Consider the following 20,010-nt stretch of genomic DNA (forward strand, 5'->3'; position numbering starts at 1 on the left):
TATATTGATAGTGTTATTTCGTTTTAAAAACGGGACCTTGTTGTTCGACAGTTCTGCCTATATTTCCTGCTATCGTAGAATTACTTTCAAGTACTTTACCCTTATAAAACCAACGGAAAATAGGTAAAAGATGAGTGCACAAGCCACCTCCATAATCGCTATTAATATCATAACCGTAAGAATAACAGCTTACATTATCATAAATAAATGGATTTAAAGGCACATTTTCGAATACATGGTTAATGTAAAAAGGAGGATCAGTTTTAGCTGCATACTTAAAAAAATTAAGCTTGGCTTGTGAGCGATTTGGCTCAAGAGCTTTGCATCCATTTACTAAATGATTCGATAACTTTTTCATAAACTTTTTCATAAAATTTTAGCTTTCCAAAGCTAACTAAAGAGATATTTCCGGGTATATCATATGGATTTTAAAATCAAAAAATCAAGAATAAAAAAAATATAAACCACTGAAAACAAATAAATTAAACTACAAAAAAATCAATTCAATCTAGATTTTAAATTCTATTTTTTAATCGAAGATTTATCAAAAACAGTTAGTAAAACGTCAATTTTGGTCAAAAGACATTTATGATTGATTGAGATAATGATAAATGTGAATATTCAATGATTTTTTTGAGTCTATCATTAGCATATCCTATTATATACCTTTTCTCATGCGCATTTTTTTCAATCTGATCTAGATTCAAAATCTTATCTGGAGATTACGATCATTGAGACTATGTGATTCCTGGGGGAATTGACCATTTTGAATGAAAGCATAAAAACTAAGAAAATTGAATTTTTGACTTCTCAGCGTAATATTCAATTAGTCAAAATTATCCGAATTGAATGGTCATCGATTTTCCAATCGGGATGGCCAATGGTTTCAAAATCTCTAATAATAAGTTTAGATCGCCGGATTAAACTAACCAAAATGCCCGCTGATATAATTACGAGTGGTTTCGTGTTGCGGATTGTTGAAAATCTGATGCGTATCTCCTTGTTCAATAATCTCTCCGAGATACATAAAGACCGTTTTGTCGGCGACACGTTGTGCTTGCTGCATATTGTGTGTGACGATAACAATGGTATATTTTTTTTTCAGATGGTGAATAAGTTCCTCTATCTTCAGGGTACTCACGGGATCCAATGCCGAGCAAGGTTCGTCCATCAAAATAATTTCGGGACGTAAGGCTACCGCTCTGGCGATGCAGAGCCGTTGTTGCTGCCCTCCAGAAAGCCGTGTGGCGGGTTTCTTCAGATCATCTTTTACCTCCTCCCAGATATAGGCTTCTTCCAACGCTTTTTGTACAGTTGCTTTGTCAGCAATCAGGTTGTTGATTTTGAGACCATAACTGATATTATCGTAGATACTTTTTGGGAAAGGATTGGCTTTTTGGAAGACCATGCCAACGCGTTTGCGTAGATCAGTTACCTCAACGTCTTTTTGATAGATTTCGTGACCGTCAAGCTTGATATGTCCTTCGATTTTAGCCTCTGGATAGAGATCGTGCATACGGTTAAAGCTCCGCAAAAGGGTACTCTTGCCACAACCTGATGGTCCGATCAGGGCTGTAACCTTATTTTCTTCGAATTCGATATTGATATTCTTCAACACCTGTTTGCTCCCGAACCATAGGTTGAGATGCTCAGCAACCAATTTACTTTTCATTATTTCTAAACTTATACCGAATATAGAAAGCTGTTAAATTCATGAGGAAGACCACAATGATCAGTACCAATGCTGTTCCATAGGCAATTGGTCTGACCTCTTCGATGGATTGATGCTGCGTAGACAGCATGTACAGATGATAGGGCAGTGCCATAAATTCTTGATTGAGATTGCCAAAGGAATTGGTGATATAAAATGCTGCACCTGTGAATAGTATTGGAGCTGTTTCTCCGGCAGCCCTGGAAAGTGTCAGAACGATGCCTGTAAGTATTCCGGGCAAAGACGCAGGAAGTACGACATCTTTGATCGACTCAAATTTAGTGGCGCCTACTGCCAATGCTGCCTCCCGCATACTCCTTGGGATACGCAGCAGAGCCTCTTCGGTTGTTGTAATAATATAAGGCAGAGAGAGCAGGCCCAAGGTGAGTCCGGCAGATAAAATTGATGTGCCAAAATTTAGGGTCTGCACAAATAATGCTAACCCAAACAGGCCGTAGATGATAGAGGGCACGCCGGATAAATTACGGATGGATGCACGGATGGTTCGGGTCAACCAGGTGTTTTCGGCATATTCGTTGAGGTAAATGGCACAACAGATTCCAAAGGGAATAGAGAATAGTGCTGTAATCAATGTCAGGAATACCGTGCCGATAATGGGTGTCAGAATACCACCTTGTGTCATGCCGTTGATCGGCAGTTTGGATACAAATTCCCAGGATAATACATGGGAACCTTTCGTAAAGATATCGTATAGGATCACGAATAAAAAAAAGCAGACAAGCCCTGTGGACAGGAGTAATGTCCCCCATTCGATGATCGGTGTCAGTTTTTTGAATTTATGCAGCATGGTATTTTCTAAAGCGGTTGATAAAATATTCACCAATCAGATTGGCCACCAATGTCATAAAGAACAAGACAATCGCTATGGCAAACAGGGCGTAGTAATGCGTAGTCTGATAAGGTACTTCTCCCATTTCAATAGCAATGGTTGCGGTAATAGTTTTAACCGAATCAAAAAATCCTTTTGGAAAGATTGCTGCATTGCCAGTAGCCATCAATACGGTCATTGTTTCGCCGATTGCTCTACCGAGTCCGAGCATGATTGCGGCAATAATTCCTGGTGCTGCTGCTGGAATCGTAATTTTGCGTAATGTCTGCCAACGGGATGCTCCAAGGCCATAACTTGCTTCACGGTAGGTTTGCGGTACAGCGTGTATGGCATCTTCAGAGATGGTGATGATGGTTGGAAGAGCCATGACCGCAAGTAATATTGCCCCATTTAAAGCATTGAGTCCGTTGGGCAGATTGTTTAGGTCCGCTATGCCAGGACCGACGAGTACAATGCCCAAAAAACCGATCACGACCGAAGGGATGGCTGCTAACATTTCTATCGTTGGTTTTAAAATTGCCTTGAGCTTGGGACTTGCATATTCAGAAATAAAAGCAGCGGTCCCCACACCAAGTGGAATGGCAATCAACATGGCACCCAAAGAGACAATCGACGTACTCACAATTAAAGGTAGAATACCGTAAGCGGGTTCTGTCGCTGTGGGGTCCCATTGGCTTCCTGTGATAAAATCCAGCGGTGAAACCTCCAGAAAGAAAGCAATAGCATTGTATAGCAACATAAAGAAAATACCGCCCAGAAGCGCAAGTACCAAATATCCTGTGGACTTGAATACGATTTTGGCGATCTTATCGATAGTTATTCGTTGTTTGTACTGCATGTTATTTTAGTGAATAAGGTAATAACCTGAGTTTTCGATGATCTTAGTCCCTTCACCCTTTGTCTCAAATTGAATAAATGAAAGCACTTTGCTCCATGATTTTTCGGGAATAAACTGATAGAGGGGGCGTTGAAAGAAGTATAACCTGTTTTTTATAGCTGTTGGGTCTAATGGGGATATGGCAATGGAATCCACGTTGTTTTTGATTTTCAATACCTTGATTCCATTGTTGTCTTGAATCTTCTTCGAAATATAACCAGCCCCGACATAACCGATACCAGACTTGTCAATTTTGATGGCTTCCAGAATTTGTGCGTTTCCGGTCATTTCCTTCGCCTTTTGACTATAGGCTATTTTTAGCTTTTTGCGAATAAATGAGTAAGTGCCGGAGCTGCTCTGCCTGCCGTATATGTTTATTGGAACATGCTGTCCGCTTACTGATTCCCAGTTTTCGACTTCACCACTCATGATTTTTGACAGTGTATTCACGTCCAGCTCCGTGATTGGGTTATCGCTGTGAACGACAAATGCAGTGGCATCTTCGGCAAAAACAACAGTCTTTAAAGGCATATTGTTCTTTTTGAAGAGCGCCAGTTCTTCTTCTGTCAGGGGACGTGATGAGTTGGCGATATCTGCTTGTCCATTTAATAGCGAAGTAATACCGAGTCCCGAGCCTCCGCCTGAAATGGCCATACTGAATGTAGGGTCCGTTTGGTTATATGCTTCGGCTAAATTAACGGCGAGATTGACCTCCGTATCTGAACCTTTCATTTTGATGGTGTGGTCGGTATTATCGCAAGACAGAAAAATGATATTAAGACCAAATAGGATTATAAAAACAAGGCGATATAAAATCATATTACTCATTATCACCAAAATAAAAAAATAAAAATGATCCTATGTTTACAAAATATTATCTTTTTATGAATATAAGATAGTATTTTGCTTACTATTTTTAAAAAAAAAAGATTTTTTTTACTATTAATCTCAAACCAAACATTATATTGATCAACTCAATATATCTGTTTTTGATACAACAGGTTTGTTTTCGACTTTAAAACAATATTAAAAACGAGACGATTTATATCTTTATTAACATATAAACCGTCCCGCTTATCCGTTATATTCAATTGCAAACACGGACTTTATAGAGTTTTAATGTCGGTATATATACTTTCTGATCAGGATTGGTTGAATAAATATTAAATGTCCACCAACTTTCTTCTGCTTTGGTATATATCAGACGGTTTGTCTTCGGATTCCAATTTACTGATTTTATATGATGTAGATCTGCTAAGGGCGAGAAGGGATCAAATTTCTGATCCTTTACAGAAAAAATAACTACACCATCTGTAAAGGAAATCAGTAGACGATCGTCATCAACCAATGAGAGATCATGTCCACCTTTTCCTGGGATTTTTATCTTATTGACGGGGGCCAAATTGTTGGAACTGGTTAACTCATACGTTCGCAGGTCGTCATAACCCAACACAAATAATTGTTGCAATTTGTTATTCCATACCACACCATGTCCTGAATAAAGGGAGTCCTTGTAAATGGGCTCCTCCATACGGTTCAGGCGATAGAGTTCCAGCGAATTTCCCTTTGGGTGGGTGGAATTTGCCACAGCCACCAAATTCCCGGGCAGTAGATCCGCTGAGTGAGCCATAGGTGTCCTCGCATAGAACTCAATTTTTTTATCAGCAATATTTAGTAAGCAAGTTGCTCCAGTCGATGAGGTAATTAAAATTTTCTTGTTCGCAAAAACTGGCTTGCATTCATCTATTGATTTAAAATAGTTAGCATATTCCTTCGGTATCTGATTGGCACTTTCCTTGAATTGCCATTTCCAGATCACGGCTGTGCTATCGGAGCTAATTGCAGGGTTAATGATAAGCACTTTATCATCTCCACAAGCGACCCAGTGTCCCTCCGGGATCTGAGTTAATTGTTGGCCCTTGACGGCATAAGGTAGTGTTATAATGAGCCATAACACCAAAGCGTGAATTATTTTACTAAGTTCCATCCTTCATTCTGTTTTAAATTCGTATTTAAGGTCAATTCTTCCAATGGGATAGGATTTAAATATTCCCATTGCTCAAATGGCTTGCGCGCGAGATTATAAGGCATGATACGCCCTGAATTAACATCACTTAGGCCATTTATATTTGATAATTTAAAATATTGTACACCAGTAATTCTGTTTGCAGGGGGATTGTCGCTCGGTCGCATGACATAAAGATCGAATTTACCATCGTTGTCAAGATCGATATATTCATTGTATCCTTTGATATAAATACCTTGATAATCTGATCGAAAGAGATGACCTTCGTTCCATCGGATTAGATCGTCTCTTCTAAAACCTTCAAATGCCAATTCAACGCGTCGTTCACGACATATTTCCAGTGTATTGGGATCTTGAGTTCGTTTATAGCGTGTCAGCTGGTTCTGATCAGTCTTTAACGGGAGTGACAACTTGCTTTCTATTCCTGCCCGTCGGCGTAAGGCATTGATCGTTACATCGAGGTCCTCCTGCGTTAGTTGTTGCAATATGGCACGTGCTTCGGCATAGTTTAAAAGAATTTCCGGATAGCGGATCAGAATGACATCTCTGCTATCACTTCCTTGATCTTCAATTGGTGCACCTACACGTTTTGTCACCTGATAGCCTGTTCTGTTTTCCGCAAAGTCATTGACAGCAACTGTTGTTGTACCGATTCGGATATAACCCGGATACACGATACTTTGTCGCAACCGGAGGTCCCTATCCTGAAATTCTTCAGCATAGGTCTTCTTGAATATTTCCCCATTGTTGCTTTGAAAATAAGAACTGCCATCAATTTTTGCATAATCAGCTATCAGTGAGAAGGTCGCCCCAAAGTTTCCATTCGAGGTGGAGGTGAACTCAGGGGTATAGTAGATAAAATTCTGCGTCGATGAACGGGCTAGGATAACTTCAGTGGTATTGGCTGCGGCCGCTTGAAAGAGTGCTGCATAATCTTTATCTACTGCCCCCGACGAATATAGACTGTATAATTTACTTTCTATTAGTATTTTTGAGGCTTTAATAGATTCTTCTAGCCAAACATTTGCGTTAGGCAATTTTGTATCCGTGTGATATTTCCGGTAGGTACCTTCAAACAGAGCTATCCTTGATTTTAAAGCAAGGGCAGTCCATTTTGTCATTCTATTTTTACTTTTTTCTTTCGGCAAGTATTCAATTGCAAAATTGAGGTCGCTTAAGACACTGTCCATGACGACTTGTCTTGAATCTCTGCCTTTATATAGTTCCTCTGTGTCGCTTGTTTTTAGAGGGGTCGAATACCAGGGAACATCGCCAAAGGTTTTGACTTTTTGAAAATAAAACTGCGCTCTAAATAGGCGTGCGATAGCTAGATACTTTCTTTTCAGTTCCTGATCCTCTGTGTAAGTATTGACGTTCTGGATAAAATAATTGATGTTTCTCAATTGTGACCAGCTCCATCCACCACTTCCCAGTGCGGTTGGCACTGTATAATTAGATGACCGCATGGCAGGAGGAGTAGTGATATGTTCCATGTTGTCGCTATACTTATCATCTTTGATGACATTGGGATCAAGGTTATTGTAAAAGCCATTGGCGAATGTTGCCAGCCCAGCATCTGTTTTGTATAATGAAAGGGACTCGGCAACCTGTGTATCAGGACGAAGGTCAAATTGTTTACTACAGGCCATAGTGACCAAAAGTAGTGTTGCGTATATCGAATAGTGGGTAATCTTTTTCATGGTTATTTACGAATTAAAAGCCGAGTTCAAGACCAAAGGAGAATGTTCGCTGAATAGGATAGGCAGTACCCATCCCTACACTGGCTGCATTTGCATCAGGATCTTTATCCAGACCTTCAGGATCCAAAGTATTGTGGAGCTTAGTCCATTCCATTAGATTGGTTGCGGCTAGATAGACACGTAGATTGTTTATTTTATTGTTGAAGGTTTTCTTGGGGAAAGTATAACCGATGATCAGATTACTCAATCTTAAGAAAGAGGCATTTTGGAGATAGCGGGTCTGTGCTACACCCAGGTCATTTTCTCCCAGTGCGATGTAACCCTGTGGTTTTGGAAAATATGCATTGGGATTATCTTCTGTCCATCGGTCTTTGACGACATGCTCCAGTAGCACCTGGTATTTACGGTTATAGGAACTCCAGAAATTTGCTGTTTCTGCACTGGGATAAATGTCTCTTTTTCCAATGCCCTTGAAAAATGCTGCCATATCAAAACCTTGGTATCGCATATTAAGGTTGATTCCATATTGATACCGGGGTGTTGAATTACCGATTATTCGATAATCACCAGAGTCATTCAGCGTCCAGGAACCTTTGCTGATTTCACCATCTTGGTTACTGTCTTCAAATTTGATGGTTCCTTTGGACGCAAATTGTTTGTAGCTGCTTGTCTTTAACAGTGCCGAGTTTTTTGCTTCCTCATCGCTCTGAAAGAATCCAAGTGTGTTCAATCCCCATATTTCTCCCATTTCCTTGCCAATATAAAGGTCTCCTAAGTAATTTGTCGGATTATAATAGTCTGTGATAAAAGCCCTGTAATCTGAGATGTTAAACCGTATACCATATTCGAAAGGATTTACCGATCCGATTCTATCGTTCCAGGCCAGACTTAATTCCCAGCCCCGATTGCGTAGGGAAGCAATATTTTCTTTTGGGACCGTAGCTCCGAATACCGATGGAAGCGAATGATAAGGGGCAAGCATATTATTGGTATTGCGTTGATACCAGTCCGCAACAAGCTCTAGCTTATTGTTAAAGAAATTGGCATCTAAACCTACGTCTACACTTTTACTCGTCTCCCAGGTAAAATTCTCCGACTTTGGCGCAGGTACTGATGTATAGGTATATTGTTCACCATCGAGTAGATAGGGAGATCTCGTCATGCTCATAATAGAGAGGTAGTCAAATGAGCCGATGTTCTGGTTGCCCAGTGAACCAAATGACCCACGCAACTTCAGGTTGTTTATTGTATTTTTCAGAGGCGCAAAGAAATCCTCTTCGGAAATACGCCAGCCTCCGGATATTGAGCCAAAGAATGCACCGCGGTTTTCCTTTCTAAATTTAGAAGTTGTGTTGTGCATGCCGTTGATCTCTAGGAGATATTTTTCATTAAAATTGTAATTCGCCCGTAGAAAAAAGCTTCTATTTGCATATTTGTCGTCATCATCACTTCCCTGAAATAGTCCTGTTGCAAGGTTGATCGCATGTTCATCCAGACCAACAATGGGATTTTGATGTTCAACCGTTTCATAGTGATAACGGTATGATTCGAAAGTCATACCTGAAGTAAGATCAATCTTATGTTTCCCAAATGCTTTCCGGTAATTGGCATAAGCGTTGACATTATAGAGATCACTCTGTGTATTACTTTTATAGACTTTTGGTGGGCCGGCGTCGGCATATGAAGCCAGAACGACATTTCTATTGTTAAATGAATGAGATAAATAAGGACCTGTATTGTCCCACCATCTGTTTCTGTACCATTGGTAATAAAGATAAGAGAAGTCCGCGTGCAGTTTTAATTCATCGTTCAGGAGGTTTGCATCAGTGCCTATTGAATTCAGAAAACTTTTGGTATTCAGACGGTCGTCTGACTGTTTTTCGATAAATTGCCGATAAAATCCAATATCAGTAGGTACAGCCTTACCATCCACCATCACTGTTTCAGGCATCAGTGGATTTGTATTGTCAATAAAGCGCCAAGGGTTAGAACTAAAACCATACAAGTAAGTGTTCGGCACATTATCGTTTCGAATCGTCAGTGAAGATTTTGTGAAAATGCTCACTTTGTCCGATACCGCAAATGTATTGTTGTTCCGTAGGTTATACCGATTGATCTGGTCCGGCTTAAATTTTAAGCTTCCCTCTTGTCTATTGTAGTCCCCGGAAAGGTAAAATTTCAATTTGTTGCCGCCGCCCCGAACACTGAGATTATGGTTCTGACTAGGGCTGTAATCTTTAAACCACTCATCGTAATAATTGATTACAGGGCCGCCCAGCAATAAAGTAGCTTTACCACCGATTGTTTTCAGATCATACTTTGGCAATGAAGGATCATTTGCCACGTCATAGGGATACTGGACTTGAGGTGATGTATAATAGGTCTGCCCAATATTTCCGTTGAACTCTTTCTCCTGAATTTCGAGATAGTCGATACCCGTATATACTTTTGGTATTTTGGTGGCTTTCCCCCACTTGAAGTTATTGTTGTAATTTACTTCCGTTTTACCTTCCTTACCTTCCTTTGTGGTCACAAGGATGACGCCATAGGCCGCGCGAGCACCATAGATGGCCGCCGAAGAGGCGTCTTTCAGAAAGGAAATATTATCTATGGTTTGTGGGCTAATGTTATTGAGCTCGAAAGATGAAATGGGAACCCCATCCAGTAATACCAATGGAGATCCACCGTTGATGGAAGTTGTTCCTCTAATATTGAATGATGCACCGCGGCCAGGTTTCCCATCACTGAAATTGATATTGAGACTAGGTACTTGACCCGCTAAAGACTCCCCAAGATTGGTCGCTTTAAATCGTTCAAGTCTATCAGAGGATATCTTATCTACCGCACCTGTGAGATTCGCTTTTTTCTGTTGGCCATAACCAACCACCACAACTTCATCTATGGCAGTTAATGCTGGTATGAGCTGGACTTTTATAGGTTTTTCTCCATCTATATACATTTCTTTCCGTTGAAATCCCAAAGCAGAAAATAGAAGGGTTACTTTGCTGTTGTTTACTTTAATCTCAAAATGTCCATTTTCATCTGAGACCGTTTGGTGACCGGTAGCTTTTTCAGTAACTGATACTCGTGAGAGCGGCATATTCTTATCATCAACAATAGTTCCGGATATCAGTTTTTCCTGTCGGATGTCTTCATTACGGGATAAAATAGTAGATGTTTGGGATTTAAGTGGAACAAGAATGATATTTTTATCCACCACATTGAAACCGATATTAAAATCAGCCAGTATTTTGTAAAGAGCTAAGTCTACTTTTTCGTTGGCGATATGGATATCAATTTTTTTTGAGGGAATCAACGCTGAATTATAGAGGATACTATAGCCGCTCTGTTTCTGGATCTCTTTTAGTATCACCTGAATTTTTACATTCTTTCTGTTTAAGGTGATACTCTGTCCAAACGAATTGGACCTAGCTTGCAATGAAGCCACAAATAAAAGTGGTAAGGCTAGTGACAATTTCATGGAAATTGATTTAACAGCATAGGCAGATCCCTTATCAAATAGGGGATTGAGCCGAAATTTTTTATACATTTGTAATCGGTTGTTTAAATTTTACAATGGGTTTAACTGCAATCGTTTGTCGCAAGACATTGGATCAGGGGCGGGACCAACGCTCCTGATTTCATGTAAAGCGATAGAGAATAAAACTACTTCATCACTATCACCCTCCTTTCCTTAACGTTGAAATGTACATCACCCGAAAGCTCCAGAAATTTCAGCAGTTTATCCAGGCGTTCAAATCGGGAGACTGTTCCTGAAAAACGAATACCGTTCAGATCCGTTTGATAGGTAATATCTACGTTGTACCATCTTCCAATTGATTCCATGACCTCATGTAATGGTGTGTTATCAAATGCAAATTGTCCTTGCTTCCAGGCGATGATATAAAATGGATCAACTTCGCTGATGTCCAATGTACTACCCTCGGCATTCATTTGCGCCATCTGATTTGGTTTCAGCAATAACGGAGCCTTGCTATTCTTTTTGCTCTTTAAGCTGATGCTACCTTCGACTAACGTGGTTTGAATACGTTTTGTATAGCTATTGACATTAAACTCAGTCCCCAGTACCTCAAGCTGCTGATTACCGGTATGGACAATGAACGGAATTCGTTTTCCTTCCAACTGTTGCTTACTGACTTTGAAGTAGGCCTCGCCATCAAGTTCTACTGTTCTTGCTTTCGTACCAAAAGATATGGGATATCTGAGTGTCGTCATGGCATTTAACCAGACCTGTGTCCCATCAGGCAGTATGAGGTGATATTCTCCCGCCCGAGGTGTTACGATTTTATTGTAGATTGGATCGCCGGAAGTTTTCGCTGCGTTTGCATTGATATAGGATATAGCACCGTCTTTTCCTTTCATGATTCTAATTTTTCCGACATGGACAATCTGTCCAACCTGAAGCGATTCAAGATCGATGGTATGACCATCTTCAAAGAAAATTTTAGCTTTTTCCTGACCGGGTTGAATTGGCGTCGATATTGTTTTTGAGGCTATTGTTTTGTTGTTCGAAGATTTTTTGTCCTGTGCGATGAAAAAATATAAACTAGCCAAGGTTATGAGAACAACGATAGATGCTGCAGTTCTAATAACAGGCCCGGACCAAAGTACACGTACTTTTTCTTCTTTTTTATCGCCCTGATCCCTGATAAATTGATCAAAACGACTTTTTGATGTGCGCGCTAAAAGATGGGGATCGCTATCTTCAGGTTCATTCCAGTAAGCGTCCAGTTCAGATTTTCCTGCAGGAGAGTCTAACAGTTTAGTGAGAAATTCCAATTCCTCTTTACTGCAATGACCTTGGTTAAACCGTTCTATTAGCCGTTTTAATTTAGCTTTATCTTCCATAATTAAGCGCTTCTAATTCAATACACGCTCGATCGGAGATATAGTACCAATCAAAATAACATTTTTATTAAAAAAAATATAAATAGCAGTTTCTGGAGCTTAAAACGAACAAATTTACTGGCCAAAGCGATGTGATTGCGCACTGTATTTCTTTTGAGACCATAATGGTCTGAAATTTCCTGATAGGATTGATTTTCAATTTTATTTTTGATGAAAATCAATTTTTGCTGCGTGGGGAGTTCTTCCAGTACATCCATAATAAGCTGTTGTATATCATGATTTTCCATTTGTTCCTGAAAACTGGTAGATATTTCTGTCCAATCCTTTCCAAGGCTTTCGAGATATTTCGCTTTTACTACCCGTTTTCGAAAAAAGGTGACTGAAAGGCGTTTGGATACAGTGAAAAGAAAAGGGAATATTGCCGCTGGTTCACCAATTGCAGTACGGTGCTGGTACAATCGGATAAATGTCTCCTGCACGATCTCTTCGGCATCTTCAAACTGATTGCAGAATCGGAGAACTTTCCTTAAAATTGCCTCTTGATAATGATTATAGACCTTTTTGAAAATAGCACAGTCACCCGCCTGAAATCTATCAAAATCATCAGAAGTCCATATGATGTCTTCAATTTTCATAGTAGCAAAATGGTCTATTTTTAAAATTCTAAAGTAAGGGTCTTAAGTTTACCTATTTATTAAACGAAAGTTACGATATCGTTATATCTTTCGTATCTTCTAAAGTGGTAAACCAAAACCCATTATGAGCCCCTTTATAAATAGAGACGAGTAGTTTCCGCACTTTTGGAAGCAATGATGGGATGTTGCAAGCTCTTTCTGTGTTCTTCCAGCTAATAAATATCCAAAGTTTAAGAAGATTTCAAAAATCGATCAATGGCTCACTGGTTCAACAGAGGTTTTAGCCGCAAGTCCTTGGTATTAGTATTGTTAGCTCCAAACTCTACTACTCCAAATCTGTCCACCGTTAATTTTATTGTTAGATGCTGACGCAAAGCTTTTTGCTGTAGGAAATTTATATTACTTATGAAGTTTATTTATACGAAGATGCCTTAATAGAATCTCAGGATAATCTGTCTGAATCATATTCGCCCCATGTTGATATAATTTGTGGAAATTCTCTGAATTCTCAAGTATTATCCTATCAATGTTCCAAAGACTATTAATGAATGTTCTACTCCCTGCTTTTTTTACAATAGAATTGACCAATTTGGTATTTATCTTATCATTGAGATGGATTATTTCAGGTTTTATTTGCTCCATAACCTTCAAGAGGGAGGTTTCATCTTTCGGTGCAAAAAGGATTTTTAAGTCATTATTTCGCCGTCTTAAAAACATAGCCTTATCTTCATCATCCAACAAAAAAAAACAGGCCGATGAAGATTTGGTAAGTTCGACCAACTCAATTACTGAAACAAAGTAAGGGGTTTTTATATCGAGATCAAATAGAATTCTATCTTTGAATTTCATTAAAATATCCTTCAACAGTGGGATATTATACGCAGAAACAGTTCCATCATTATTTTTCAGCTGTAAACCTTTTATCTCTTCCCAAGTATGTTCGGAAACTAATCCCTTTCCATTTGTAGTGCGATCTAATGTCTCATCATGCATCAGTATCATCATATTATCTTTAGTATGCCGCACATCAATTTCAACCATATCAACCCCTAGCTCAATTGCTTCTTTTATGGATGATATTGAATTTTCAGGAAATCGATTATGTGCCCCTCTGTGCGCCACTACTAATATTTCTGAAGAATGGTCTTCGATCGCTTTTTTAGATTGTCCATGGACATTCCCTATTAAAAATATGACGATTAATAATAAGATATAATTTTTCATGTTTTTATTTTTCTTTCCTAAGGAAAGGAAGAAACGAAATTCACGTTTCTTCCTTTATTGCTATAAGTTCTTTATCCGATAGGTGTAAAGTATAGAATGGTTATCATCAGGCACAAAATAGCAGTTGATTTCTCCATCAATCACTTCTGCACAAAAAGGATTTCCAGTCATTACCCGCCCCTTTTTACTCCAGAGTTCTATGGGTATTGAATATCTACTCGAATAGGTCTTGACGTCCAATAGTTGAAGTCCTCCGATGATGATCTTATCTTTTGTATTTGGTACTGCCTGAAAGCTATTTAAACCTGAACATAACATCAAACCTTGTCCAATATACTGGCCATCCTGATAATGAATGAAATGTTGATCATTTCTAGACACTGACGTTAAATCCCATTTATCTTCTCCATATACCTTTTTCCACTTATAAAACTGAACAGCATCCCAATTCATACCAATGAGTTCATTTTCGTCACGATTATAGATGATCGCACCAATAGCATCATCGACTATGAATACTTCTTGTGCAGCCATCGTAATCGGGTTTAGTCTATAGATCAAAGACCGACCAAAAGGACGATACTCACATACCGGAACCCAGATATTTTCACCGTCAAAATCTATCCCCCCTGGATGATACATGCTCCCATGACCAAGACTGACTTTAGAAATCAATTCCCCTTTCAGGTTAAACTTCATAATATATCCATTTCCAACGCCAACATCACGATCAAATTTACCCATTAACTTTTTATAGGCTTTTGGCCAACGATGAACATCCACCCCCGTCAAAAAAAAATAATCGCCTATTTTTGTAAGTCCCTGCGTATGATAAGTGTCAAATAATAAGGGAATAGAATCTTTCAATACCATGGCCGTTGTTGATTTTACACGCATCAAACTCTCAATATCCCTCTTTTGAAATAGCTGTCCATAAGAGGAAATGACAGACAATAGATTTATGACCGTGACAATCAGACCTAAGCAAATATTTTTCATTATTTAGTAACCTTCGTTTTGAGTGTATACGGCACCAGTATTGGCACTAATAATCGTTTCAGGGACCGGATAAATCCATTGGAAATCTTGAATATTAGGTCGACCGGCACTAAGATTGGGAAATTTCCAACCATATTTCTTCACGCGATTTACCAATACCGGATTTTCTTTACTTGACAATCGACTTAAAGTAACCAACCTAAATTCTTCACCGAATAACTCACGCATACGTTCATCCAAAATATAGTCCATATTCACTTCTGCAGGCTCCACGGCTCTAGCCTGTGAGCGTGACCGGACGATATTCAAATCTCGCGCAGCCAATTGCGTATTGCCCTGTTTCAGATAAGCTTCTGCCCGCAAAAAGTAGGTCTCGGGCAGTCTAAAAAGATAAATATCCGCGTCATAAAGTTTTGGATCTCCATTAATATGCTGGTCGGAAGAAAACTTCCATACCCTTGGATAAACGTGGTGGATCGTATCGGTTGCCGCAATAAGGTTCCCTTTCCCTTGTCTCCGTAAATCATTAAACACAGTGGCCCATAATTCACCACCTGCTTGTCGCATCTGACGTTGGATATTTACTTCGGCATTCCGAATATCTTCCTTTCCACTTCGATTCCAGATATCGTAGAAAAAATAGTTCGTTGGCCGATTCCTTGTGTTCCATTCAGCATAACCAGTAAGATCATTTCCATTTTCACTGGAAGATCCATTTGGAAAAGTAACTGCACCTTTACCAAATATATAGTTTCGATTTCCCTGAGCATCGGTCTCCATCCTGTTGAGGTAATACCAATTAGGTAAGAACTGCTGTTCCAGTAACAATCGGTTACTATTTTGCGACGAAGGAGCTCCCCCCGTCCCAGCAAGTGCTTTATTATAATCATATTGAACGACCCAAATCGCTTCCAAGTTACCTCCTTGATAATTAAAATTGCCAGCCCGGAACAGATCCCAATAGACGTTTTTTCCAGTTTCTGCCTGACGACTCCCGAAGCGTTCAGTCATCAATCGATAAGAACCATCTGTTCCATCAATGATCCGTGATGCTGCTTTGATAGCTTCAGCATAGTATTCTTTTTGATCAGAATGGTCCCCTAAACTAATATAGATCTCTGCTAATAGATGGTCAGCGGCGGCGCGGACAATCCTTCCAGATTCACTAGTCTTAATAGGAAGATATTTAACAGCAAATTCAAGATCATCCTTACATTGTTTCCAAACCTCCAATCTCGGGTGACGAATATAATCTGTCTTCGCTTCCTTTGCTACCTCAGTAATAATAGCCCAATCACCAAACATTCCCGCAAGGCATCGGTGAGCAAAAGCCCGAAAGAATATAGCCTCCGCCCTAAAGGTATTCTTTTGCTCATCACTAGTAAATTTAACAGTAGAGTTATCACAAGCTTCAATAATTGTATTTGAATAATTGATCATCTGGCTAAAATTATCTGCCCAATGTTGTGTAAAAGCATTCACAGATGTCATTTGTGACCAGTCACTTGTTATGTATGACTCATCCCCGACCCGTGCAAATCCATCAAGGCCACTACCCGTAAAAAGGTTATCGTACGCTGGTCCTCTTCCAAAGGACAAATACTGCATCCGGTTGTGAAGATAGCCTATTGCCATGTTTATCTGATCCGGCGTTTCATACGCTGTACCTGTCGTTAATTGGTAAACTTTTTCTTCTAAGAATTTTTCGTCATTACAGGACGATACGGCAAAGCTCCCTAAAAGAATAGAAAGTGATAATAAATTTCTTACTAACGATTTTGTCCCTACTTTAAATATTGTTGTCATAATCCTAATAACGTTTTATATGAATTGATCAATTAAAATGAAACAGCTGCTCCAAAAGAGAACGTCCTCAGCACCGGAAAACTCCAATTGTAGTTACTCCCCGGTTGGGCCGCAATAATGCCACCATCTTCCGGATCAAGCCCGTTCCATCTCGTTGCTGTGAATACATTGTTGGCACTTACATAAACTCTCATACGCTGGAGCTTTATTCTGGATAACGATTGGGGATCCACATTATATGAAAGACCAATATCTTTTAATTTGAGAAAACTTCGATCCCGCCAAAATTGATAGGAGTAACTATTCGACCAGTTAACACGAGGAAATTCATTATTTGGCTGTTCAATGGTATATGGAGTTACATCCCTAAGATGTGCATTTGAACTTACGCTCGTTGACAACATTGTTCCAAACTGATTCTTTCCTAAAAAATGTTGATCATTTCCGGCCATCCATTTAAAACTGAAATAAAGCGAGAAATTTTTGTACGTTAATGTATTATTTAAATCCATCGTAAATAATGGATCTCTATCCCCAAGATAATGTCTATCAGTCGCATTAATTTTACCATCGTTATTATAATCCAAAAACTTTACATCTCCTGGTTTTGCTCCATATTTTTCTATATATTCGGAATCATCCTGTTGTACAATACCCAACATTTTTAAATCCCAGACTGAATGGATAGATTTCCCTACAAGATAGGCGTCACCTCCGGGGGCTCCTCCAATATCATCAATAGGGTTTCCATTTTTGTCAAAAGTCCCATACAATTCAACTAGTTTATTCCGATTCAATGAAAACAAAAAACTTGGTTCCCAACGTAGAGCTGTCTTACCATCACCATCTAAAACCCTTCCAGAAAGGCTGAATTCAATCCCTTTGTTATCCACCCGACCTGCATTGGTCAATACGGTAGAATAGCCCGTAAGGATCGGAATGCTACGTGTTAGAAGCTGATTCGTTGTTTTAGATTTGTATATATCAAGTGACCCGCTTATCCTGTTGTTGATCAGCGCAAAATCAACCCCAAGGTTCTGAACTCCGGTCGTTGCCCAGGTCAGTTTTTTATTACCCATAGAAGTAGGATAAATATCTATCTGCGAATTCTCGCCATACACATTATAACTTGTAGCAACCTTTGATAATGTAGCATATGGACTTATACCTTGATTACCTGTTTCGCCATATGACAGTCTTAGTTTCAATAATTGAAGCCAATCTTTTTGTTTCAAGAATGACTCATTGGTTAAATTCCATCCAACTGAAGCACCGAGAAATGTACCGAATTTATTTCCCTCAGAAAATCCTGAAAAACCATCTCGTCTCCATGTACCTGTAAAGAAATAGCGATCAGAAAAATTGTAGGAAACACGCCCCATAGTACCCACATTTTGATAACGCTCTTGCGTTTTGGAGACGGTTTGTGATTTTGCTAAATGCAAACCGTCCCATAATAAGGTGACAGGCATTTCAAAACCCGACCCATTGGCTCTCAAAAGTTCATACTTATAAGTATCTCTGGTATATCCAAATAGAGCGTCAATATGGTGTCTACCAAATGTATTCGTATAAGAAAGAATACTATTCAATAACCATGTTGTTTTATCCGCTGTTTGAGCATATCCAGAGACATTCGCCAAATAAAGTTTATTGTAATTATCCATTCGCTCCGGAATCCGTGTATCTACCCAAAATCGAGGATCAAACATTTGGTTGTTGACTCCTCTATTTGAAGTACCATTAAGTGAAAAGGTATATTTCAAACCTTTAACCCATGGATTGGAGATTTCGAACCACCCTGTCCCATCAATTGTCCGGTCTCTAAGTTCGTTCGTTGCGTATGCTGGTCCGGGCCTCAGCGCACTACCTATCAAGGGACTTCCAGAAGCTCCAGCTGGGTGTGAAGGAATCCAGTTCTCATAACCCTCAGTGGGATTAGTAGTAAAACTGAAGGGGCTCATCCAGGTAGCTTCTTGCATTTTAGGGCGTAAACCTGAATTGTCTGCATCAAAATAATTCACCTTCGTACCAATCTTAATATAAGGATTAATTGTAACCTCGGTTTTACCCATGAACGTCTTTTTCTTATAGCGATCATTCATAATCACCCCTTTTTGGTCGAATATACCTGCAGACAAGTAATAATTTACAACTTTTGAATTACCTGACACACTGACATTATAATTTTGTACTGGAGCAAATTGAGTGATTTCGTCCAGCCAGTTGGTAAATATACCTTGTTCATAAGCCTTTTGTTCGGTTGCATTTAACACTCGAAACGCATCAAATTGAGCATCTTTTGGAATATCTCCCCTACCGACCAAAAAATCCCAGCGGTTCTTTAAAATTATATCTGCATCATCTTGCATAGCGGGCTTTCTTGACCAATCCTGAAATGCATAGGATGTATTTAAAGAGATTAACGGTTTCTCCGAATTTCCCTTTTTTGTTGTAATTAAAATTACACCATTTGCTGATCTTGATCCATAGATTGCTGCGGCACTAGCATCTTTCAGTACATCAATACTTGCTACATCCTGAAAATTAATTTCATTTATAGATCCATTAAAAATTATACCGTCTACGACCAATAGCGGTTTATTGAGTCCGGTTGCGTTCTTGTCTATCGAATTTTCACCTCGTATTGACATGCTACTTAATGGATCTTGTCCCGCCAAAGACTGAGGAGCCACTTGAATTCCCGGTACAGTACTAGAAAGTGCTAGTAGAGGATTCGCGAAAGGAAGATCGGCCATCGGACTGCCTTCTATTTTGACATTCTGAACAGAGCCTGTAACATCTCTTTTTCTTTGTGTTCCATACCCAATTACCACAACCTCATCTAACCCACTTACTTCGATATTAAGTGTGATATTTACAAAACTACCTGATGATAGGAAAACTATTTCTTTCTTATAACCTACATTGCTAATTAACAATCTGGTACTATTTTGACTAACCTTAATTCGAAATCTACCTTCATCATCTGTTCTCACTTGATTATGTTGTTTTTCAAATTCACTTACATTAGCCCCCACAATTGGGACACCTTTTTGATCCTTTACAATTCCCGAGATCTCGCGCACTTGAACTTCCCCAAAAAAGTTCGAGTTCTTTTTTTCAGAAATAATTACATTTGATCCCTTAATCTTGTATGCCAGATTTTGGCCCTTGACTATTTCGTCTAGTGCTGTCTCCAATGAGACATTGCTTAATTGCACATAAACAGGCTTGGAGTTTTTTAAAGCCTTGCTATTATATAGAAAATCATATCCTGTCTTCTTTTTCACTTCAAGCATTACCGCTCGAA

At 39.2% G+C, this 20,010-nt stretch carries 14 protein-coding genes; all 14 read right to left on the reverse strand.

All coding sequences use genetic code 11. The features are described from left to right. Nucleotides 1-13 precede the first annotated feature (13 nt). Nucleotides 14-370 (reverse strand): hypothetical protein, encoded by a 357-nt coding sequence (locus B4Z90_RS24385; RefSeq protein ID WP_286774754.1) that lies wholly within the window; start codon nt 368-370, stop codon nt 14-16. Between the two features lie 555 nt (nt 371-925). Then, nucleotides 926-1,672, reverse strand: coding sequence for a phosphate ABC transporter ATP-binding protein PstB (gene pstB, locus B4Z90_RS24390; RefSeq protein WP_286774753.1), 747 nt, complete (start codon nt 1,670-1,672; stop codon nt 926-928). Then, nucleotides 1,662-2,519 (reverse strand): phosphate ABC transporter permease PstA, encoded by an 858-nt coding sequence (gene pstA, locus B4Z90_RS24395; RefSeq protein WP_286774752.1) that lies wholly within the window; start codon nt 2,517-2,519, stop codon nt 1,662-1,664. The genes pstB and pstA overlap by 11 nt, the downstream gene beginning before the upstream one ends. After that, complete coding sequence (gene pstC, locus B4Z90_RS24400; RefSeq protein WP_286774751.1) at nt 2,509-3,399, reverse strand: phosphate ABC transporter permease subunit PstC; 891 nt, start codon at nt 3,397-3,399, stop codon at nt 2,509-2,511. The genes pstA and pstC overlap by 11 nt, the downstream gene beginning before the upstream one ends. Nucleotides 3,400-3,405: 6 nt before the next feature. Continuing rightward, nucleotides 3,406-4,266: a substrate-binding domain-containing protein gene (locus B4Z90_RS24405; protein WP_236590824.1), complete on the reverse strand. Its 861-nt coding sequence runs from the start codon at nt 4,264-4,266 to the stop codon at nt 3,406-3,408. Between the two features lie 259 nt (nt 4,267-4,525). Then, the gene (locus tag B4Z90_RS24410) at nt 4,526-5,425 is read right to left on the reverse strand and encodes a DUF6528 family protein (RefSeq protein WP_286774750.1); all 900 of its coding nucleotides are present in this window, start codon (nt 5,423-5,425) and stop codon (nt 4,526-4,528) included. Next, entirely contained in the window at nt 5,407-7,164 is a 1,758-nt protein-coding gene (locus tag B4Z90_RS24415; RefSeq protein WP_286774749.1) for a RagB/SusD family nutrient uptake outer membrane protein, read from the reverse strand. Before B4Z90_RS24415 ends, B4Z90_RS24410 begins: the two co-directional genes overlap by 19 nt. A gap of 13 nt (nt 7,165-7,177) precedes the next feature. Next, nucleotides 7,178-10,714, reverse strand: coding sequence for a SusC/RagA family TonB-linked outer membrane protein (locus B4Z90_RS24420; RefSeq protein WP_286774748.1), 3,537 nt, complete (start codon nt 10,712-10,714; stop codon nt 7,178-7,180). 116 nt (nt 10,715-10,830) lie between these two features. Continuing rightward, nucleotides 10,831-12,033 carry a FecR family protein gene (locus tag B4Z90_RS24425; RefSeq protein WP_286774747.1) on the reverse strand — a complete coding sequence of 401 codons (1,203 nt, stop codon included), beginning with the start codon at nt 12,031-12,033 and terminating at the stop codon, nt 10,831-10,833. 50 nt (nt 12,034-12,083) lie between these two features. After that, on the reverse strand, nt 12,084-12,668 hold the full coding sequence (locus tag B4Z90_RS24430) for an RNA polymerase sigma factor (protein WP_286774746.1): 585 nt from the start codon (nt 12,666-12,668) through the stop codon (nt 12,084-12,086). Nucleotides 12,669-13,067: 399 nt separating this feature from the next. Continuing rightward, on the reverse strand, nt 13,068-13,892 hold the full coding sequence (locus B4Z90_RS24435; protein ID WP_286774745.1) for a glycerophosphodiester phosphodiesterase family protein: 825 nt from the start codon (nt 13,890-13,892) through the stop codon (nt 13,068-13,070). A 60-nt stretch (nt 13,893-13,952) separates the two neighbouring features. Beyond that, complete coding sequence (locus B4Z90_RS24440) at nt 13,953-14,891, reverse strand: DUF6454 family protein (protein WP_286774744.1); 939 nt, start codon at nt 14,889-14,891, stop codon at nt 13,953-13,955. Nucleotides 14,892-14,894: 3 nt separating this feature from the next. Next, on the reverse strand, nt 14,895-16,697 hold the full coding sequence (locus tag B4Z90_RS24445; protein ID WP_286774743.1) for a RagB/SusD family nutrient uptake outer membrane protein: 1,803 nt from the start codon (nt 16,695-16,697) through the stop codon (nt 14,895-14,897). A gap of 32 nt (nt 16,698-16,729) precedes the next feature. Further along, nucleotides 16,730-19,990, reverse strand: a complete 3,261-nt coding sequence (locus B4Z90_RS24450; protein ID WP_286803576.1) for a SusC/RagA family TonB-linked outer membrane protein — start codon at nt 19,988-19,990, stop codon at nt 16,730-16,732. Nucleotides 19,991-20,010 lie beyond the last annotated feature (20 nt).

The sequence above is a fragment of the Sphingobacterium sp. UBA5639 genome, assembly GCF_002421245.1.
Classification (GTDB): Bacteria; Bacteroidota; Bacteroidia; order Sphingobacteriales; family Sphingobacteriaceae; genus Sphingobacterium; species Sphingobacterium multivorum.

Coding starts and splice junctions, on each gene's coding strand:
- B4Z90_RS24385 (WP_286774754.1), bottom strand. CDS start 370: ATGAAAAAGTTTATGAAAAAGTTATCGAATCATTTAGTAAATGGATGC.
- pstB (WP_286774753.1), bottom strand. CDS start 1,672: ATGAAAAGTAAATTGGTTGCTGAGCATCTCAACCTATGGTTCGGGAGC.
- pstA (WP_286774752.1), bottom strand. CDS start 2,519: ATGCTGCATAAATTCAAAAAACTGACACCGATCATCGAATGGGGGACA.
- pstC (WP_286774751.1), bottom strand. CDS start 3,399: ATGCAGTACAAACAACGAATAACTATCGATAAGATCGCCAAAATCGTA.
- B4Z90_RS24405 (WP_236590824.1), bottom strand. CDS start 4,266: ATGAGTAATATGATTTTATATCGCCTTGTTTTTATAATCCTATTTGGT.
- B4Z90_RS24410 (WP_286774750.1), bottom strand. CDS start 5,425: ATGGAACTTAGTAAAATAATTCACGCTTTGGTGTTATGGCTCATTATA.
- B4Z90_RS24415 (WP_286774749.1), bottom strand. CDS start 7,164: ATGAAAAAGATTACCCACTATTCGATATACGCAACACTACTTTTGGTC.
- B4Z90_RS24420 (WP_286774748.1), bottom strand. CDS start 10,714: ATGTATAAAAAATTTCGGCTCAATCCCCTATTTGATAAGGGATCTGCC.
- B4Z90_RS24425 (WP_286774747.1), bottom strand. CDS start 12,033: ATGGAAGATAAAGCTAAATTAAAACGGCTAATAGAACGGTTTAACCAA.
- B4Z90_RS24430 (WP_286774746.1), bottom strand. CDS start 12,668: ATGAAAATTGAAGACATCATATGGACTTCTGATGATTTTGATAGATTT.
- B4Z90_RS24435 (WP_286774745.1), bottom strand. CDS start 13,892: ATGAAAAATTATATCTTATTATTAATCGTCATATTTTTAATAGGGAAT.
- B4Z90_RS24440 (WP_286774744.1), bottom strand. CDS start 14,891: ATGAAAAATATTTGCTTAGGTCTGATTGTCACGGTCATAAATCTATTG.
- B4Z90_RS24445 (WP_286774743.1), bottom strand. CDS start 16,697: ATGACAACAATATTTAAAGTAGGGACAAAATCGTTAGTAAGAAATTTA.